Below are 17,612 nucleotides of genomic sequence, written 5' to 3'. Positions count from 1 at the left end.
TTACAAAAGAGTAGAATTAATCAAATATTTTTCTTGATATAATTTCATATAATTTATACGCAAGGCATCCTATTACTGTTCCGTTTATAAAACCACATAATATATCAATAGGAAAATGAACTCCTAAATACAGTCTGCTATAAGCAAAAACTAATGGGAAAAATATCAAAAACTTAATAGCCTTTACGTGTTTTCTTAAAAGCATGATTAAAAAAACAGTAATAACTGTAGATGTTGTTGCATGACCAGAAGTAAAACTAAAACTCTGAGGTCTTATAAGCGTTCTTAATGAATCTTTAATCGCTGGATCATTATTTGGTCGTAATCGCTCAAAAACACCTCTAATAACATTTGTTATCTGATCTGAAAAAGTAATTAAAGCCGCTATAAACAACATTGTAAACAATCCTTTTTTCCATCCTAAATGTTTAAAAACTAAAAAAAGAATAAATATAAAAAAAGGAATCCAGTAAAATTGATTCGTTATTACCAACCAAAGTCCGTCCCATTGCTCACTTCCTAAATTATTTAAATAAATTAAAAGCTCTTTGTCTTTTTGTATAATATTTTCTATCAAAATTATTTACCTACTTTTAATACTTCTATTTCTAAAACTAAATCTGTCTTTCCAATAATTGGCCTAAACCACTTTCTCCGTATCCTAAATAATAAGGTATAAAAAACCTTGATTTACCCCCTTTTTTCATTTTCTTCACACCTTCTTTCCAACCTGTAATTAAAGGTAGTTTCGGATCATTAATTATAAATGTAAATGGAGTAGCTTTATCTAAACTCGAATCTATTTTTTTTCCATCAGCCAAAAACAACGTATAATGAACTGTGGTAGGAATAGCTGGGTTAACTTTCTCACCAGTTCCTTTTTCCAATTGTAATACTTTTAAACCAGAATCCGTTTCAACAGCTTCTTTAATTCCTTTTTCTTCTTGGAATTTACGTTTTAATTCTGCTATTATTTCTTCACGTTCAGCTTCTCTCTTTGCTACATTCGTAAGTTCATATTCAAATACCTTAACTGCCTTAAATTTTTTAGCTTCCTTACCTACTCTTATTATTTCTACTTGATTGATATAATCGTTTTGTTTTATTAAATCAACAATGTTCTGCCCTAACAATACTTTACCAAAAACCGAATGCAAACCATCTAACCAAGGCGTTTCTTTATGCGTTATAAAAAACTGACTAGAGTTTGTTGCTTTTCCTGAATTCGCCATAGATAACACTCCTGGTGAATCATGCTTATAAATTAATTCTCCGTTTTCATTCATCGGAAATTCATCTCCAAATCTATAACCTGCATTACCTCTACCAGTACCAGTAATATCACCTCCTTGAACCATAAAATCTTTAATAACTCTATGAAACTTTGTATTATTATAATATGACTTTCCTTTTAAAGAATCAGTCATTTTCGGATTGTTTCCTTCAGCTAACGACACAAAATTAGCAACCGTCATTGGCATTTCTTGTTCGTGTAACTTTATTAAGATATCTCCACGATTTGTTTGTATATCTGCATACAATCCATTTTCTAAATCTGGATACTTAACAGATTTACAAGCTGAAAACAATACTAAAATTGCTATTAAAACTTTATAAAATTTCATTTATTATTATTTTAAGATTCTCTTATAAACAATCAATTAGGTTAGTAACGAGTACTAACCTAATTGTATTTTAGTTATTTATCTTTTTATTACTTGATCTCAAGTAACTCTACATCAAAAACTAAAGCAGAAAAAGGCTTAATTACAGCACCTCTTTGTTGTGCTCCGTAAGCTAAATCTTGTGGAATAAAGAATTTATATTTAGCGCCTGTTTTCATTAATTGTAATCCTTCTGTCCACCCCTTAATAACTTGTGTTACGCCAAACTCTATTGGCTCACCTTTATCTACTGAGCTATCAAAAACAGTTCCATCAGTTAATGTACCATGATAATGAACTTTTACACGTGAAGCTGTTGTTGGCGCATCACCATTTCCTTCTTTTAAAACAATATATTGCAAACCAGAATCGGTAGTTTTCACACCTTCTTTTACTTTATTCTCAGCTAAGAATTTTTCTCCCGCAGTTTTATTACCTCCAAATTCAGCTTCTGCTTTTTTAGCTTGTGCCGCTTGTTGCTCTTTCATTTTTTCTTGTTGTTGTTTCTGAAAAAATGTTCTTAAAATGTTATGAATATCCTTAGATTCAACTAGCAGATTGGTAGAGTCCATTCCGTTTGTAAACCCTTGAACAAATAAACCTTGATCTATATCGTCAAAATTCATTTTAATTTTATTAGCCATATCTAATCCTAAACTATAACTTACAGAATCTATTTCTGTTGTTAATGATTTTTTGGTTTCAAATTGACTGTTACCACATGATACAATTGATAAGGTTACAACTGCTGCTGCTAAAATTTTAGTTAATTTCATTTTTATTTATTTGTTATTTAATTTCGATTAATGTTACAGTACTTTTTATTGGTTGATTTACAATTATCTTATTTCCATCTCCTACAACACCAAAAGCTCTATAAGACGGAATTACAAATGTAATTGTTTCTCCCTTTTTCATCAACTTTATTCCGTCTTGTAATGCAGGAATAAAATCTTCTTTATCTACTTTATAATTTCTTTCTTTATTCTGATAAATAATATTTCCTTGTACATCAGAAACATTATAGCTTAACAAAACAAGATCTTCCGATTTAGGTTTTACGGTATTTAAAGTATCCTTAACAACATAAGTATACCAAAATCCACTTTCTGAAGCTATATATTTATGAATTGTATCTTTAGAAATAAAGTTTTCTAATCGCTCTTTCTCTAAAGCATTTAGTTTTTTGTTTTTAGCAACAACTTCTTTATAAAAATTAACGGTTCCTTGTTTTTTAGGCCTTCTTGCTTCAGGCTCTTTACAAGAACTTATACTTAAAACAACTAGTAAGAAAAAAACTATATTAAACTTCATAAGACGCTGCTAATTCTTTTTGATAATTAGGTAATAACGCTGTAAATGTTGCAATCGTATCTTCCATCGACTCTAAACTTTTACCACCAGCAGCATTGTCGTGTCCGCCACCACTAAAATGGTTTCTAGCAAACTGATTTACAGAAAACTTCCCTTTACTACGAAGTGACATTTTAATGATTCCTTGCTCTTTATCTTCAATAAAAATAGCCGCAAATACAATTCCCTTTAAAGAAAGCGCGTAATTTACAACCCCTTCTGTATCTCCTTTTTCGTAATTAAACTTTTTCTTTTCTTCTTCGGATAAAGTTATAAACGCTGTTTTATATGCTGGCAACAACTTCATATTACTTAATGCTTGCCCCAACAATAAAAGTCGACTGTATGAATTTGCATCAAGCACATTACTGTGTATTCTATCGTTTTCAGCTCCTTTATCTATTAAATCTGCAATAATACGGTGTGTTGTACTTGTGGTAGATCTAAAACGAAACGAACCTGTATCGGTCATAATACCTGTATATAAACAGGTAGCTATGTTTTTATCAATCAAATCAACATCACCCATCATTTCGATGAAATTATAAACCATTTGACAAGTTGATGACATTATAGTATCAGAATACATATAGGTAAAATCGTCTGGTTGTTGATGATGATCTATCAATGCAAAATCATTCCCATATTGCTCTAAAGTATTCTGCATATCACCTCCTACTCTGTGTAATGCATTAAAATCTAAAAGAAATACAATTTCTGAATTACTTAAAGACCGAACACTTTGCTTATTTTGGTGATCAAAACGATATACGGTATCTGAACCAGGAATCCAATGTAAAAAATCTGGGTATTCATTCGGCATAACCACCTGAGCAGTGTGTCCTTTTTTATCTAAATAATGTTTTAATCCTAAAGTAGAGCCAACGGCATCACCATCTGGATTTCTATGACCAATGATCACAATTTTTTTAGGTTGTGATAAAAATTCTTTGAGTTCTGTAAAGTGTTTTAAAATCATAAGTGGCGAATATACAATTAAATTAAAAAAATTGTGTAATTTCGCGCCGATTTTGTGTGACGTTCACACGTATAACTATTAAAAAAAATACAGATGGCAACAAATAGAACTTTTACAATGATTAAACCAGATGGTGTTGAAAACGGACATACTGGTGCAATTTTAGACAAAATTAATGCTGCAGGTTTTAGAATCGTAGCAATGAAAAAAACTCAAATGACTAAGCGTGATGCTGAAGCTTTTTATGCTGTGCACAACGAACGTCCTTTCTTTGGTGAATTAGTTGAATTTATGACTCGCGTGCCAATTATTGCTGCTATCTTAGAAAAAGACAATGCTGTTGAAGATTTTAGAACTTTAATCGGTGCTACAAATCCTGCTGATGCTGCTGAAGGAACTATTCGTAAAATGTTTGCTACTTCTATTGGTGAAAACGCTGTTCACGGATCTGATTCTGATGAAAATGCTGCTATTGAAGGTGCTTTCCATTTTTCTGGTAGAGAAATGTTCTAAGAGCTAACTTCTTAAAATATAAAAAAACTCGTTACTGTACAGTAACGAGTTTTTTTATGCTTCTAACTTTAATCTTTTTACAGGTTTGTTTCAAAAATCATTTTAACATTTTTATACTCTTTAATTTACCTCTAAAACAAACCAGTACAATTAGAGCTTATTTAATAGTATGCATACTAAAAAATAATTAGAAAAATAAAAATACTAATTTAGCTCATTAAATATAAATCAAATGGCTGGAGAAACAAATTTATCTGAATTAATAAAAAAAATGACACCTAAATTGATGGATGGGGATTATGTGTTTTCTACAGTAAAAGACATTAGTATAATTGATAGGAAAGATACTATTTGTGAATTTAAAGAAAAGGAAGGAACAACTATTGTTATTAAGAAAGAAAAAGCAGATAAACTGAGCTTAAATTATGAATATATTGCTTCTTGGATTACACTTATGATTCACTCATCTCTTGATGCTGTAGGTTTAACAGCTGTTTTTTCAACTGAATTAGCAAAAAACAATATTAGCTGCAATGTAATTGCTGGTTATTATCACGATCATATTTTCGTTGATAAAAAAGATGCTAACAAAGCAATTAAAGTTTTAATAGAGCTATCTAAAAACCAACGATAAAAACACCACAAATTGGGGAGATTATTATACTAACATTAACTTTTTTACTAGCTCTTCTCCCATTTCTTCATTAATCATAGTTATAATTTTATCTTTTCCGTAACTTAATTGTTCTCTTAAAGCTGATGAAGTTAAACTAACTATTAAAGTTCCGTTTTGCAATTTCACTTCACTTGTATAAGATACCACGCCTGGCCCCATCATTTTACCCCAGGCTTCATCTATATGGATTTTTTGAAAACCTTTATGTAAGTTTCCTTCTTTTATATAACTCCCCAATAAATCTTTCATTGAAAGACTATCGCTTTCTCTTTTTGCCATAATTATTTATGATAATACGTCATTACTAACAAAATGAAGTAACTTTTTTAATAATTGCTTCACCGTTTTCTCTTATCCATGACATTATAATTTAAAAATCTGATATTCTTGATTGCTCTTTTTGATAACACTCTCGGTACGATTAAAATGTGTGTCGGTAATAAAAATCTGTCCAAAAGCGTCATTATTTACTAAATCTACTATTTGTGCAACACGATTTTCATCTAATTTATCAAAAATATCGTCTAATAATAAAATCGGAGTTACGTTAGATTGCTTTTTTATAAACTCAAACTGCGCTAACTTTAAAGCTATTAAATATGATTTTTGTTGTCCTTGAGAGCCGAATTTTTTTATCGGATATTCTCCTATTTCGAAATTTAAATCATCTTTATGAATTCCTGACGACGTGTATTGTAATAACCTATCTTTCTCTAAGCTTTGCGCAAACAAATCTGTTAAAGAAAAATCGTGTAACTGACTTTTATAACGTAAATTCACCTCTTCTTTAGCGCCCGATATAATTTGGTGTTTTTCATTAAAAATAGGCACAAACTCCTCTAAAAAAGCTTTTCTTTTGTTATAAATAACGGTTCCGTACTCAACTAATTGTTCGTCGTACACTTTTAAATTTAAGGCATCAAAAATTCTATTTGCTGCAAAATACTTTAACAATGCGTTACGCTGACTTATTATCTTATTATACGAAATTAAACCTTGTAAATAGTTTTTATCTTGCTGAGAAATAACACCATCTATAAATTTTCTACGAGTTTCACTTCCTTCAACAATTAAATCTCTATCCGCAGGTGAAATAATTACCAAAGGTAACTGACCGATGTGCTCAGAAAACTTTTCATAAGCCTTACCGTTTCTTTTTAGCATTTTTTTCTGACCTCTTTTTAAAGAACACAAAATTTTCTCATTTCTGTTGCCTAATAAGTAATCTCCTTCGATCATAAAAAAATCTTGACCATGACGAATATTCTGTCCAGCGACCGAATTAAAATAACTTTTTGCAAAAGATAAATAATAAATAGCATCTAACACATTGGTTTTTCCAATTCCGTTATCTCCCACAAAACAATTTATTTTCTTCTGAAAATCAAAGGTTTGTGTTTCTATATTTTTAAAATTTACTAGTGATATTTTCTGCAAATACATGAATGAGAATTGTTTCGAAAAAGAAAGCGCAAATTATCAAATTTTTTACGAATAACCGATTTTTAAAATCCAATTTAAAAACCTATTTTTGTCGCCACTAATTTTTAAGCAATTATGGCTACATACAAGAAAAGAGGTTATAAACCTAAAAAAGAAAAGTTTGCACAAGAAGAAGTAGAAAACTTTGATGAATCTCAAAGTACTACTGCCGAAGTATTTAATACTTTAGACGATACAGCCAACAAATCAGAACAATGGATTGAAAAAAACAGCAAACCATTATTTTATGGATTGATAACTGTAGCGGCTTTAATTTTAGGATATTTAGCCTATACTAATTTTGTTTCAGAGCCAAATGAAAAAGAGGCTTCTAACGAATTAGCTTACCCAAGAAGTTTCTTTGATAAAGCAAGTACTTCAGCAGGTGTTGCCGCAGACTCTTTATATAATTTAGGATTAACTGGTGGTGATGGAAAATATGGTTTTACTGATATATCTGCTGAATTTAGTGGAACTAAAGCTGGAAACTTAGCAAACTACTACGCAGGTATTTCTTACTTAAAAATGAAAAAATACGAAGAAGCAATCGAGTATTTAAGCGACTTTAATTCTGAAGATGAATTATTAGGTCCAACTGCTTTAGGTGCTATCGGGGATGCTTTTGCTGATATTAATCAACCTGAAGATGCTTTAGCTTATTACCAAAAAGCAGCCAACAAAAAAGACAACGACTTTACATCTCCTTTATTTTTATTCAAAGCAGCTCAAATTGCGATGGACTTAAAGGAATACAGTACTGCTGAAAAATTATATACAAGCATTAAAGAAAAATACGCTACTACTGATCAAGGTAGAGATATTGAAAAATATATCAACAGCGCAAAATATGCTCAATAATGGCAACAACAAATTTATCATATTACGATAAAGCTTCAATCCCAAATGCGAAATCTTTTCGATTTGGGATTGTTGTTTCAGAATGGAATCCTGAAATTACTGGTAACCTGCAAAAAGGTGCTATTGAAACACTTTTAGACTGTGGCGCAATAGAAAGTAATATTGTTTCTTGGGATGTACCAGGAAGTTTTGAATTGGTGTACGGCTGTAAAAAAATGATAGAATCTCAGAAAGTAGATGCTGTTATTGCTATTGGAAACGTAATTCAAGGAGAAACAAAACATTTCGATTTTGTCTGTGAAGGAGTAACACAAGGAATTGTAGATTTAAATATTAAATACGATGTTCCTGTTATTTTCTGTGTCTTAACTGACAACACTAAGCAACAATCTATAGATCGTTCTGGAGGAAAATTAGGAAATAAAGGTATTGAATGTGCTGTAGCTGCTGTAAAAATGGCTGCTATTAAAAACCTAGAAAGACCTAAAGGCTCTTTAGGGTTTTAGAGATCATAAAAAATACAATTAAAATATAAAGAACCAAGATGTTTATCATTTTGGTTCTTTTTTTAACTTTAATTTAGTCATAATTTTTGACCAATTATTCATAATTCAGTAACTTTGAATTTCGTCTTAATTTGGTGTGATTTTTGTTACACTACAGTATTCAAAACAACCGCATTCTATGGGATTTATTAAAAGAGAAAATAAAAAGTTCGATTACAAGCCTACTTATTACAAAGGCGAAGGAAATCCGTATCAAGTAAAACATAAATTTGATAAATACCGTACAACTGTTGGTAAATCAAAAAATTTAAAAGGAAAATTTACTGCTGCAATTAATGAATTTAAAAGTTCTGAAAATGGCGGATTCAACCCAACAATCTTAATTATAATTGCTATTTTACTGTTATTATTTTTATTTTTTATCGACTTTGATCTTTCTATATTTTTATCTAAAAACAACTAATGTCAGATATTATACAATTACTTCCTGATCATGTGGCGAATCAAATTGCTGCAGGTGAAGTAGTACAACGACCTGCTTCTGTAGTTAAAGAATTGGTAGAAAATTCGATTGACGCAGGTGCTAGTTCTATAAAACTGTTAATAAAAGATGCTGGTAAAACTTTAATTCAAGTAATTGATGACGGTAAAGGAATGAGTGCTACCGATGCTCGCCTAAGTTTCGAGCGTCATGCGACTTCTAAAATTAAAGATGCCCAAGATTTATTTAACTTAAACACCAAAGGTTTTCGTGGCGAAGCCTTAGCTTCTATCGCTGCCATTGCACATGTTGAGTTAAAGACTAAACAAGAAGAGGAAGAACTAGGTTCTCAAATAAAAATAGAAGGAAGTAAAATTGTTTCTCAAGAAGCTGTTTCAACTTCTAAAGGAACAAGTATTGCGGTTAAAAACTTGTTTTACAACATCCCTGCTAGAAGAAATTTTTTAAAATCAGATACGATTGAAACACGTCATATTGTAGATGAATTTCAAAGAGTTGCATTAGCACATCCTAATATTTCATTTTTATTACACCATAACAATACAGAAGTTTATCATTTAAAAAAAAGTAATTTACGTAAACGAATTGTAGCTATTTTCGGCGCAAAGATGAACGAAAAATTAGTTCCTATTTCTGAGCAAACCGATATTATTACCATCAATGGTTTTACAGCAAAGCCTGAATTTGCTAAAAAGAAACGAGGTGAACAATACTTTTTTGTGAATAACCGATTTATAAAAAGTTCTTACTTAAATCATGCCGTTTCAAACGCTTTCGAAGGCTTACTAGAACATGGTTCGCATCCTTCTTATTTTTTATATTTAGAAGTGCCGCCGAATAGTATTGATATAAACATACATCCAACAAAAACGGAAATTAAGTTTGATAATGAAAAAGCTCTATATGCTATTTTACGTGCTACCGTAAAACATAGTTTAGGGCAATACAATGTTGCCCCTATACTAGATTTTAATAGAGATGCCACGCTTGATACCCCTTATGATTACAGCAAAAAAAACACATCATCTTCTGTCCCTCCGATTAGTGTAGACCCTACATTTAATCCGTTTAAAACAGAAACCAGCTACGAATCAAAATCAAATAACTCAAACGATTCACAGGGTTCAAAATCGGTAAGTTATCAATCTAACTTCAAAAAAGACACCAGTAATTGGGAAGCTTTATATACCAATACAGCACCGTTAGACAACGTAAAACAAGAACAACTTTTTGAAAGTCATCAAGAAACTGAAACGGGTAAAACTTTTCAAATTCAAAAAAAATATTTATTAAGTTCTATTAAATCAGGGGTTGTATTAATCAATCAATCATTAGCGCATCAACGTATTTTATACGAAGAGTTTTTAGAGAATATAACCGTAAAAGAAGCTAGTAGTCAACAATTGTTATTTCCTGTAAATATTTCTTTTTCTAAAGCGGATATTGAAATGATATATACGATAAAATCGGATTTAGAAAGTGCTGGTTTTATGTTTGATGAATTCACTAAAGAAAGTGTCGTTATTGGCGGAATACCTACATCAATCAGTGAAAGCCAAATTACCTTGATTTTAGAACAATTATTAGACGACATTAAATTAGAAGTACCTGATACTAGTTTTAGTCATTTTGATGTAATGGCAAAATCTTTTGCAAAATCACTAGCTATAAAAACAGGAACTGTGTTAGCTATTAAAGAACAAGAAAATTTAGTAGACGATTTATTTTCTTGTAAAGAACCAAACACATCACCATTTGGTAAACCAACGTTTAAAACATTGACTTTAAACGAAATTGACACCATTTTTAATAAATAAGATAAAAATGATACCTAAACTAACTGATACTATAAAGCATATAATAATAATAAATTTTATAATGTTTGTTTTTCCAATGTTTCTTAATATGGATTTAACTAACATTACTAATTTACATTTTCCTTTAAATGATACTTTTGGTATTTGGCAATGCATAACAAGTATGTTCATGCATGGTAGTTGGGGGCATTTATTATTTAATATGTTAGGTTTATGGATGTTTGGTAGTGCTTTAGAGCAATTTTTAGGAGCTAAGCGTTTTCTATTTCTATATTTATCTGCTGGTATTGGTGCTAGCTTAATTTATACACTTATTGATTACTATCAATTTAATGAAATCTATTCCATTTTTAATAATGCGGGATTAAATAAACTAGAAATAATTAACATTCTGGATTCAAGAAGCACAAATGACCAAAGAATAACTGGCGCTATTACACAGGAACAATTTAATAAAATTGTAAATATTTACCATAAAGTAAGCCTTGGAGCTTCTGGAGCTGTATTTGGTATCTTTGCCGCTTCTGCAACATTTTTCCCTAAAGCCAAAATTTTAGTTTTCCCTATTCCTTTTCCAATTCCTCTGAGTATGTTAATTATATCCTTAGTAGTTTCTGACTTTTTTATAGGAACATTTAGTTTGCCTGGAGATAACGTTGCTAGATTTGCACATGTTGCGGGTGCAGCTATTGGTTTTATTATTGCTTGGTATTGGAAAAAAAACAAATAAATTGTTATGTATAACGAATTAATTAAAGATTTAAAAGAAGCTCTAAATTTATCACCACAAAATTTACCTTTAAAATTACGTTTAGGTAAATGTTACGAAGCCATTTTCGATTTGAAAAGTGCTGAAGAGCAATATTTAGAAGTACTAAGAATTGACAATAAAAATATTAAAGCAAAAGAAAATTTAGCTAGTATATATTATTCTTTAGAGAAAAATGACACTGCATTAGTTATTATTGAAGACATATTACCAGAAACACCTAATAATATAGCTCTTTTAGAATTACAATGTAAAGTATTAATAAAGTTAAGTGAATTCACTGAAGCGCAAGAGGTTTACAAGCATATTTTAGAAATAAATTCAAAATACAGCAACGAAGAAATAGATAGCCAATTACGTGAAAATCATATTCCTTTTTCTGAGGAAACTGATGAAGATGCTATTGATTCATTAGATAGACCTACAATTAATTTTAGTGATATTGGAGGAATGGAAGAAGTTAAAAATGAAATTTCTCTAAAAATAATTCAACCTCTTAAGCATCCTGAATTATATAAAGCTTATGGTAAAAAGATTGGTGGTGGTATTTTATTATATGGACCTCCTGGATGTGGAAAAACACATATAGCTAGAGCTACTGCAGGAGAAATCAATGCAAACTTTATCAATATTGGTATTAATGACATTTTAGACATGTGGATAGGGAGTAGCGAACGTAATCTTCATGAAATTTTTGAAAAAGCTAGACAAAACACACCCTGTGTAATATTTATTGATGAAATTGATGCTCTTGGAGCAAATAGAAATGATGTTAATAAAGGTGGAAATAGAACTGTTATAAATCAGTTTCTTGCGGAACTTGATGGCTTGAGTTCAAACAATGATGGAATTCTAGTTTTAGCAGCAACTAACACCCCTTGGCATCTTGACCCAGCTTTTAGACGTCCTGGTAGGTTTGACAGAATTATTTTTGTGTCTCCTCCTGATGAAAATGCTAGAAAAGAAATTTTTGAACTATTACTAGAAAAAAAACCTAAAGAGGGTATTAATTTTAATAAACTTTCAAAAGCATCTAATGATTTTTCAGGAGCTGATATTCAAGCAGCAATAGATATTTCTATAGAAGATAAATTACAAGAATCATTCAAAACAGGCAAATTAGAACCGATAACGATGAGTAGTTTAAGTAGAGCAATAAAGAAACATAAACCTAGCACTAAAGAGTGGTTTAACTCTGCAAAAAATTATGCTTTATATTCTAATGAATCAGGATTGTATGATAATATTCTTTCATATTTAAATATAAAAAAATAAAATATGAATAACCATTATAACAGAGGGTTACAATTTTATAATATTAATAGATATGCTGATGCTATAAAATCATTTAAAGAATTTTTACTAGAAGAACCAAATGATTATTATTCAAAATATTATTTAGCTTTATGTTTCTATCAATTAGATGAAATAGAATCTTTAGGCAAAATAACCAAATCTCTTCTTGAAAATCATCCTGATAGAGATGAAATACATTATTTACTATCAATTTATTATTTTTCAATTGAAAATATAGATAGTGCTTATAAACATATAATTGAAGCTATTTCTTTAGATTCACATGAAGCAAACTACTTCGGTTATAAAGCTCAAATACAAATAGCAAAAAAACAATTTGAAAAAGCTTTAGAAACTGCAAATGAAGGTTTAAAGATTGACCCAAAAAACTCATTATCTTTAAATACTAGAACAAAAGCGCTTACTAAATTAAATAGAAAAGAAGAAGCTTTCGAAACTTTACAAAATACCCTAGAAGATAACCCTAATGATTATTTTACACATGCTAATGCTGGATGGACAAATTTAGAACTAGGTGATCATAAAAAAGCTAACGTACATTTTAAAGAAGCATTACAAAATGATCCTAATGATGAGTATGCTAAAGAAGGTATGATAGAATCTATAAAAGCAAAAAACATTATTTACCGATATTTTTTAAAATACTCTTTTTGGATACAAAATAAAAGTTCAAAATATCAATGGGGTTTTATTATTGGTCTTTATTTATTGTATAGATTTTCAGACTCTCTAAGTCAACAATTAGGTTATTCTTTTATGATTCCTATATTAGCACTACTATATTTTACATTTGTTTTAGGTTCTTGGATTATTACACCTATATCTAGCGCTATACTTATTACAAATACTTATAGTAAACACTTGTTAAGTAAAGAAGAAAAAAATACTGCTATAGCCTTTATTTTCTTATCTTTATGCATTATTACATCAACTGCTCTTTACTATATATTTGATTTAAACTACTATTTACAATTTTTAACTATTGCTTTACTTTGCTCGATTATTCCAATTACCCATTCTTTACAAAAAAATCTTAATCTTATAAAAAATATTGGTTTTTTATATGGTGTTCTTATTTTTGCCCTAGGTTTATTTAATTTTATATTTGTTTTAAATATTCCTTTTTTTATACCAATAATAATGTTTGCTATTTATACTTGGTTACAGAGCTTCATAAAATCATAAATTAATGAACATATTAGAAAACTTAAAATATCGTTTTAAAAATGCAGGTATTGTAGAACAACTTATCTACGTAAACCTTGCTGTTTTTTTATTAGTTTTTATTACCAATACCTTTGGTTTTTTATTTCAATCTAATAATAATTTATTGGTTGAATGGTTTTCTTTGCCTGCCAATTTTGATGATTTTTTATCTAAACCGTGGACAATTATTACCTACGGATTTTTACACACTAGTTTTCTTCATATCCTTTTAAACTTAATTGCTTTATTTTATATTGGTCACCTTTTTAAACAATATTTTACCTCAAAACAACTGCTAAATTTTTATCTTTTAGGAACACTTTTTGGTGGGATTATTTTTATTGCGAGTTATAATTTTTTTCCTGCATTGCAACGAATAGCAGACAACAGTGTGCTTTTAGGAGCATCCGCAGGTATTTCGGCAATTTTTATTGGTATTGCAACCTATATTCCTAATTACGAATTAAAGTTTCCTTTAATTGGTTTTGTGAAATTATGGGTATTAGCTTGCATTTGGATCGCTATTGATGTTATACAAATTCCTGCTGGTAATGCTGGCGGCCATCTTGCGCACATCGGTGGTGCTTTATTTGGTTTTTTATATGTTGTAAGAGCAAGCAATAAAGAATTAGAGATTTTAAAACCTTTAAAAAAATTCTTTAAAAAGAAAGAAAAACCTTTAAAAACAGTTTATAAATCAAATAAAAAAAGTCAAAAAACACTTTTAAAAAATCAGAAAACCAAAAAGAAATAGATCTTATTTTAGATAAAATAAGTAAATCGGGCTATGACACTTTAACCAAAAGTGAAAAAGATTTTTTATTCAAAGAAGGTAAATAATTAAATGAAAAAACAATCACTTGTATATAAGTTGTTATTCTTTATCAATTCAGTTTTCGCAACTGTTTTGTTACTTTCTTATGTGTTGCCTTTTATATCTCCTAAAACAATTCCTGCGCTTGCGGTTTTTAGTTTGTTTGTACCTCTTTTATTTATTTTAAATATCACTTTTTTTGTGTATTGGTTACTTAAAGCACACAAAAATGCTTTTTTATCTCTAGTTATATTAGTGATAGGCTGGTTTATTTCACCTCCGCTCATAAAGTTTTCAGGAAAAGAAATTATACTAAATAACGACTTAAAAGTAATGAGTTATAATGTTCGTTTATTTAATCATTACAAGCATTTGGATGACGTTACTACCGAACAAAAAATATATGAATTTATTAACAACGAGAATCCTGATGTTATTACAATGCAAGAATTTTATAGGTCAGAATTATTAGACATAAAACTCCCGTATAAATACATTAAAACGAAATCGAAAGCCAATAAATTCGGACTTGCCATTTACTCAAAATATCCAATTGTAAACTCTGGTTCTTTAAATTTCAAAAAAAGCGCTAACAATACTATTTTTGCTGATATTGTAAAAAACAAGGATACTATACGTGTATACAATGTGCATTTAGAATCTTTAAAAATAAATCCGGAGGAAGTAAATTTCGGGCAAAAAGACTCTGAGCGTTTATTTAAACGTCTCGCAAATGGTTTTGAAAAACAAGTAGCTCAAGCAGAACTTATTTTACAACATGAATATTCTTGGAAAGGGAAAAAAATCGTGTGTGGCGATTTTAATAATACAGCTTATTCTTGGGTATATCAAAAACTATCAAAAAACAAAAAAGATGCGTTTTTAAAGGCTGGTACTGGCTTAGGTAAATCTTTTAGATATATGTATCCAATGCGTATCGATTTTATTTTCACGGATAATAAAGCCACTATAAATCAATACAAAACATATAGTGACATTAAATTATCAGACCACTACCCTATTATGACACGCTTACACTGGTAATTAAATTAGTTCTTTTTAACACGCTTCAAATTCAGTAAATCAATAGGATTTATTCCCAATCCTTGAATGTTTTTTTGACTAAAACGAATTACTTCATCGTAATATAACGGAACAATCGGAGCTTCCTCTATAATAATACTATCCATTTGCTGATATAATTCATAACGCTTTTTAACGTCGACTTCCTTTATTGAGTTCTCGTATAGCTCGTCAAATTTTTCATTCTTAAAATGTGTATAATTTGGTCCGTTTGGTGTAAAATTTTTACTATAAAATAACGAGACATAATTTTCTGCATCAGGATAATCAGCAATCCAACTTGCTCTAAAAACAGGTAGCTTTCCACTCGATTTTCCTTGTCGTAAAGTTGAGGGCGGAATTACATCTACTTTAGTTTGTAATCCAATATTTTGCAATTCACGCTGAATAAACTCACATAAATCTAAATAATTACCATTCGTAGTAATTGTAATTTCTGGATTTTCATTTCCTGTTACCTTTATATATTCCGAAACCAAAGCAGCCGCTTTTTCTGGCTGATAAGAATATCCTTTTTGATTATTAAATGACGGTAATCCTTTTGGTATAAATCCACTTGTAGCAGGTGTTCCTATTCCGTTTCGTAAGAATTTAATCATTTTTACACGATCAAATCCGTAATTTATAGCTTGTCTTATTAATTTTGATTTCGTTGGATGTTCATTTTCTCCATCTAAATAAATCCCTAAATACTCAGTATTCAAATATGCACCGGTTTCCATCTTAATTTTACCAACATATTTCTCTTTTAAAGTTCCGTTTGTATTTAAAATATCATCTTTATAAGAAGCATCTAAACTTTTCATAAAATCGAGGTTTCCTTGTATAAATTGCAAAAATTCACTCTGCTTATCAGGTAAAAAAGTAATTGCGACAGCTTCTAAATATGGTAACGAATTTCCTGCTATATCTTTTTCATAAAACAACGGATTTTTACGTAATACTAATTTTGTATTTTCTACCCATAATTTAAATTTAAAAGGACCTGTACCTATTGGATTTGCTCTAAAAGAATTACCAAAATAAGTTATAGCTTCTTTCGGAACTACCGAACAGTATTTCATTGCCAATAACCCTAAAAAAGGCGGAAAAGGCTGTTTTAAATTGATGGTAAAAAGCGAATCGTTTTCTGCTTTAAAATCTGCTACATTCTGCAAAACCCAACCTCCTGGAGAGGCTACATTTTTATGTAATAATCTATTAAATGAATATTCAAAGTCATGAGCTGTTACGTTTCTTGTTGAATCTTTTCCGAATAGCGAATGTTTATGAAATTCTACATCATTTCTTAAAGTAAACTTATATGTTTTTCCGTCTTCAGAAATCGCCCAGTTTTTAGCAATGTCGGGTTGTACATGCAAACTATCATCTAACTGAACCAAACCATTAAACAGTTGATTTACCGCCCAAATATTACGTTGATCTTTTGCGAATACAGGATCAAGAGAGGTAATATTAGAGTGTTCGTTATAACGAAAAACCTGAGTTTCTGAAAAAGAACTGGCTTCTTTAGTACAAGAATAAAAACTTATAAAAAGGACTATTAAAATAAGAAATTTACTTGTTTTTTCTTTTATTTTTATAATATGATTTATCTGCAATGTATATGATTTTAGAAACTTCAGCATATATAATTGAAGCGTTTTTATTTGTAATTTTAATTTCTTTTTGCAAATCTATTTCTTGCTTATCTTTTAGTCGTTCTTTTATTTGCTGAATTTCATCTTCAGTAAATATAAAATCAGCAAACGAATTTGATTTTGCAGGTCTTTTAAATTTAATATTGGCGCTTTTATCCCAAACTACATAATCGTTTCCTAAAATATTCATTAACTGAATCATAAAAACAGGATCGGTGGCTGAAAATAAACTTCCTCCAAATATAGAACCTACGTAATTTTTGTTTTTATAACTAATAGGAATTTTAACTTTCACATTAAATAAATCATCAGATACTTCTATAATCTTACCTGTAGATCTTCGATACATTGGCGAAATATTAAATCCGTATTTAAAAATAGTGCTTTGTTTTAAAAAAGTACTTAAAACCTTAGATATTGTTGCGTACATTTA

Annotated in this window: 21 protein-coding genes; 12 read left to right on the top strand and 9 right to left on the bottom strand. The window is 29.6% G+C overall.

Going from position 1 to position 17,612, the window contains the following annotated elements; translation table 11 throughout:
• Nucleotides 1-16: 16 nt before the first annotated feature.
• From PG912_RS04145 to PG912_RS04125, 5 genes are all read right to left on the bottom strand, one after another.
• Nucleotides 17-577, bottom strand: coding sequence for a phosphatase PAP2 family protein (locus PG912_RS04145; RefSeq protein ID WP_260585083.1), 561 nt, complete (start codon nucleotides 575-577; stop codon nucleotides 17-19).
• A 37-nt stretch (nucleotides 578-614) separates the two neighbouring features.
• Nucleotides 615-1,625, bottom strand: coding sequence for a peptidylprolyl isomerase (locus tag PG912_RS04140; protein WP_275688581.1), 1,011 nt, complete (start codon nucleotides 1,623-1,625; stop codon nucleotides 615-617).
• An 89-nt stretch (nucleotides 1,626-1,714) separates the two neighbouring features.
• A complete protein-coding gene (locus PG912_RS04135) occupies nucleotides 1,715-2,440 on the bottom strand; it encodes an FKBP-type peptidyl-prolyl cis-trans isomerase (protein WP_275688580.1) in 726 nt (241 codons plus the stop codon).
• Between the two features lie 13 nt (nucleotides 2,441-2,453).
• A complete protein-coding gene (gene gldI / locus PG912_RS04130; RefSeq protein ID WP_275688579.1) occupies nucleotides 2,454-2,978 on the bottom strand; it encodes a gliding motility-associated peptidyl-prolyl isomerase GldI in 525 nt (174 codons plus the stop codon).
• Nucleotides 2,968-3,996, bottom strand: a complete 1,029-nt coding sequence (locus PG912_RS04125) for a DHH family phosphoesterase (RefSeq protein WP_275688578.1) — start codon at nucleotides 3,994-3,996, stop codon at nucleotides 2,968-2,970. The genes gldI and PG912_RS04125 overlap by 11 nt, the downstream gene beginning before the upstream one ends.
• Before the next feature lie 93 nt (nucleotides 3,997-4,089).
• On the opposite strand from PG912_RS04125, the gene PG912_RS04120 reads away from it, so the two are divergent.
• The gene (locus PG912_RS04120) at nucleotides 4,090-4,509 is read left to right on the top strand and encodes a nucleoside-diphosphate kinase (protein ID WP_275688577.1); all 420 of its coding nucleotides are present in this window, start codon (nucleotides 4,090-4,092) and stop codon (nucleotides 4,507-4,509) included.
• A 232-nt stretch (nucleotides 4,510-4,741) separates the two neighbouring features.
• Nucleotides 4,742-5,143: an ACT domain-containing protein gene (locus PG912_RS04115; RefSeq protein ID WP_275688576.1), complete on the top strand. Its 402-nt coding sequence runs from the start codon at nucleotides 4,742-4,744 to the stop codon at nucleotides 5,141-5,143.
• Between the two features lie 24 nt (nucleotides 5,144-5,167).
• On the opposite strand, the gene PG912_RS04110 is transcribed toward PG912_RS04115, so the two are convergent.
• Both PG912_RS04110 and recF read right to left on the bottom strand, forming a co-directional pair.
• Nucleotides 5,168-5,464, bottom strand: coding sequence for a DUF721 domain-containing protein (locus PG912_RS04110; RefSeq protein ID WP_260585076.1), 297 nt, complete (start codon nucleotides 5,462-5,464; stop codon nucleotides 5,168-5,170).
• An 84-nt stretch (nucleotides 5,465-5,548) separates the two neighbouring features.
• Complete coding sequence (recF, locus tag PG912_RS04105; protein ID WP_275688575.1) at nucleotides 5,549-6,628, bottom strand: DNA replication/repair protein RecF; 1,080 nt, start codon at nucleotides 6,626-6,628, stop codon at nucleotides 5,549-5,551.
• A 114-nt stretch (nucleotides 6,629-6,742) separates the two neighbouring features.
• On the opposite strand from recF, the gene PG912_RS04100 reads away from it, so the two are divergent.
• The 10 genes from PG912_RS04100 to PG912_RS04060 all read left to right on the top strand — a co-directional run bounded on the left by PG912_RS04100 (nucleotide 6,743) and on the right by PG912_RS04060 (nucleotide 15,500).
• Nucleotides 6,743-7,525 carry a tetratricopeptide repeat protein gene (locus tag PG912_RS04100; protein ID WP_275688574.1) on the top strand — a complete coding sequence of 261 codons (783 nt, stop codon included), beginning with the start codon at nucleotides 6,743-6,745 and terminating at the stop codon, nucleotides 7,523-7,525.
• Nucleotides 7,525-8,031, top strand: coding sequence for a 6,7-dimethyl-8-ribityllumazine synthase (gene ribH, locus PG912_RS04095; RefSeq protein WP_260585073.1), 507 nt, complete (start codon nucleotides 7,525-7,527; stop codon nucleotides 8,029-8,031). The genes PG912_RS04100 and ribH overlap by 1 nt, the downstream gene beginning before the upstream one ends.
• A gap of 178 nt (nucleotides 8,032-8,209) precedes the next feature.
• The gene (locus tag PG912_RS04090) at nucleotides 8,210-8,494 is read left to right on the top strand and encodes a riboflavin synthase subunit beta (RefSeq protein WP_260585072.1); all 285 of its coding nucleotides are present in this window, start codon (nucleotides 8,210-8,212) and stop codon (nucleotides 8,492-8,494) included.
• Entirely contained in the window at nucleotides 8,494-10,350 is a 1,857-nt protein-coding gene (gene mutL / locus PG912_RS04085; protein ID WP_275688573.1) for a DNA mismatch repair endonuclease MutL, read from the top strand. The genes PG912_RS04090 and mutL overlap by 1 nt, the downstream gene beginning before the upstream one ends.
• A gap of 7 nt (nucleotides 10,351-10,357) precedes the next feature.
• Nucleotides 10,358-11,080: a rhomboid family intramembrane serine protease gene (locus tag PG912_RS04080; RefSeq protein ID WP_275688572.1), complete on the top strand. Its 723-nt coding sequence runs from the start codon at nucleotides 10,358-10,360 to the stop codon at nucleotides 11,078-11,080.
• 6 nt (nucleotides 11,081-11,086) lie between these two features.
• Complete coding sequence (locus tag PG912_RS04075) at nucleotides 11,087-12,394, top strand: AAA family ATPase (RefSeq protein ID WP_275688571.1); 1,308 nt, start codon at nucleotides 11,087-11,089, stop codon at nucleotides 12,392-12,394.
• 3 nt (nucleotides 12,395-12,397) lie between these two features.
• A complete protein-coding gene (locus PG912_RS04070) occupies nucleotides 12,398-13,621 on the top strand; it encodes a tetratricopeptide repeat protein (protein ID WP_275688570.1) in 1,224 nt (407 codons plus the stop codon).
• 4 nt (nucleotides 13,622-13,625) lie between these two features.
• Nucleotides 13,626-14,396 (top strand): rhomboid family intramembrane serine protease, encoded by a 771-nt coding sequence (locus tag PG912_RS04065; RefSeq protein WP_275688569.1) that lies wholly within the window; start codon nucleotides 13,626-13,628, stop codon nucleotides 14,394-14,396.
• The gene (locus PG912_RS13645; RefSeq protein WP_333780699.1) at nucleotides 14,393-14,482 is read left to right on the top strand and encodes a DUF6576 domain-containing protein; all 90 of its coding nucleotides are present in this window, start codon (nucleotides 14,393-14,395) and stop codon (nucleotides 14,480-14,482) included. The genes PG912_RS04065 and PG912_RS13645 overlap by 4 nt, the downstream gene beginning before the upstream one ends.
• 4 nt (nucleotides 14,483-14,486) lie before the next feature.
• Nucleotides 14,487-15,500, top strand: coding sequence for an endonuclease/exonuclease/phosphatase family protein (locus tag PG912_RS04060; protein ID WP_275688568.1), 1,014 nt, complete (start codon nucleotides 14,487-14,489; stop codon nucleotides 15,498-15,500).
• 5 nt (nucleotides 15,501-15,505) lie between these two features.
• Here PG912_RS04060 and PG912_RS04055 read toward each other — a convergent pair whose 3' ends face one another.
• On the bottom strand, nucleotides 15,506-17,140 hold the full coding sequence (locus PG912_RS04055) for an ABC transporter substrate-binding protein (RefSeq protein WP_275688567.1): 1,635 nt from the start codon (nucleotides 17,138-17,140) through the stop codon (nucleotides 15,506-15,508).
• Complete coding sequence (locus tag PG912_RS04050) at nucleotides 17,097-17,609, bottom strand: DUF4442 domain-containing protein (RefSeq protein WP_275688566.1); 513 nt, start codon at nucleotides 17,607-17,609, stop codon at nucleotides 17,097-17,099. The genes PG912_RS04055 and PG912_RS04050 overlap by 44 nt, the downstream gene beginning before the upstream one ends.
• Nucleotides 17,610-17,612 lie beyond the last annotated feature (3 nt).

The sequence above is a fragment of the Tenacibaculum retecalamus genome (assembly GCF_027941755.1).
GTDB lineage: Bacteria > Bacteroidota > Bacteroidia > Flavobacteriales > Flavobacteriaceae > Polaribacter > Polaribacter haliotis_B.
Note: the sequence above shows the minus strand (reverse complement) of the source record. Positions and strands in the feature narration are given on the sequence as shown.

Coding starts and splice junctions, on each gene's coding strand:
- PG912_RS04140 (WP_275688581.1), bottom strand. CDS start 1,625: ATGAAATTTTATAAAGTTTTAATAGCAATTTTAGTATTGTTTTCAGCT.
- PG912_RS04135 (WP_275688580.1), bottom strand. CDS start 2,440: ATGAAATTAACTAAAATTTTAGCAGCAGCAGTTGTAACCTTATCAATT.
- gldI (WP_275688579.1), bottom strand. CDS start 2,978: ATGAAGTTTAATATAGTTTTTTTCTTACTAGTTGTTTTAAGTATAAGT.
- PG912_RS04125 (WP_275688578.1), bottom strand. CDS start 3,996: ATGATTTTAAAACACTTTACAGAACTCAAAGAATTTTTATCACAACCT.
- PG912_RS04120 (WP_275688577.1), top strand. CDS start 4,090: ATGGCAACAAATAGAACTTTTACAATGATTAAACCAGATGGTGTTGAA.
- PG912_RS04115 (WP_275688576.1), top strand. CDS start 4,742: ATGGCTGGAGAAACAAATTTATCTGAATTAATAAAAAAAATGACACCT.
- PG912_RS04110 (WP_260585076.1), bottom strand. CDS start 5,464: ATGGCAAAAAGAGAAAGCGATAGTCTTTCAATGAAAGATTTATTGGGG.
- recF (WP_275688575.1), bottom strand. CDS start 6,628: ATGTATTTGCAGAAAATATCACTAGTAAATTTTAAAAATATAGAAACA.
- PG912_RS04100 (WP_275688574.1), top strand. CDS start 6,743: ATGGCTACATACAAGAAAAGAGGTTATAAACCTAAAAAAGAAAAGTTT.
- ribH (WP_260585073.1), top strand. CDS start 7,525: ATGGCAACAACAAATTTATCATATTACGATAAAGCTTCAATCCCAAAT.
- PG912_RS04090 (WP_260585072.1), top strand. CDS start 8,210: ATGGGATTTATTAAAAGAGAAAATAAAAAGTTCGATTACAAGCCTACT.
- mutL (WP_275688573.1), top strand. CDS start 8,494: ATGTCAGATATTATACAATTACTTCCTGATCATGTGGCGAATCAAATT.
- PG912_RS04080 (WP_275688572.1), top strand. CDS start 10,358: ATGATACCTAAACTAACTGATACTATAAAGCATATAATAATAATAAAT.
- PG912_RS04075 (WP_275688571.1), top strand. CDS start 11,087: ATGTATAACGAATTAATTAAAGATTTAAAAGAAGCTCTAAATTTATCA.
- PG912_RS04070 (WP_275688570.1), top strand. CDS start 12,398: ATGAATAACCATTATAACAGAGGGTTACAATTTTATAATATTAATAGA.
- PG912_RS04065 (WP_275688569.1), top strand. CDS start 13,626: ATGAACATATTAGAAAACTTAAAATATCGTTTTAAAAATGCAGGTATT.
- PG912_RS04060 (WP_275688568.1), top strand. CDS start 14,487: ATGAAAAAACAATCACTTGTATATAAGTTGTTATTCTTTATCAATTCA.
- PG912_RS04050 (WP_275688566.1), bottom strand. CDS start 17,609: ATGTACGCAACAATATCTAAGGTTTTAAGTACTTTTTTAAAACAAAGC.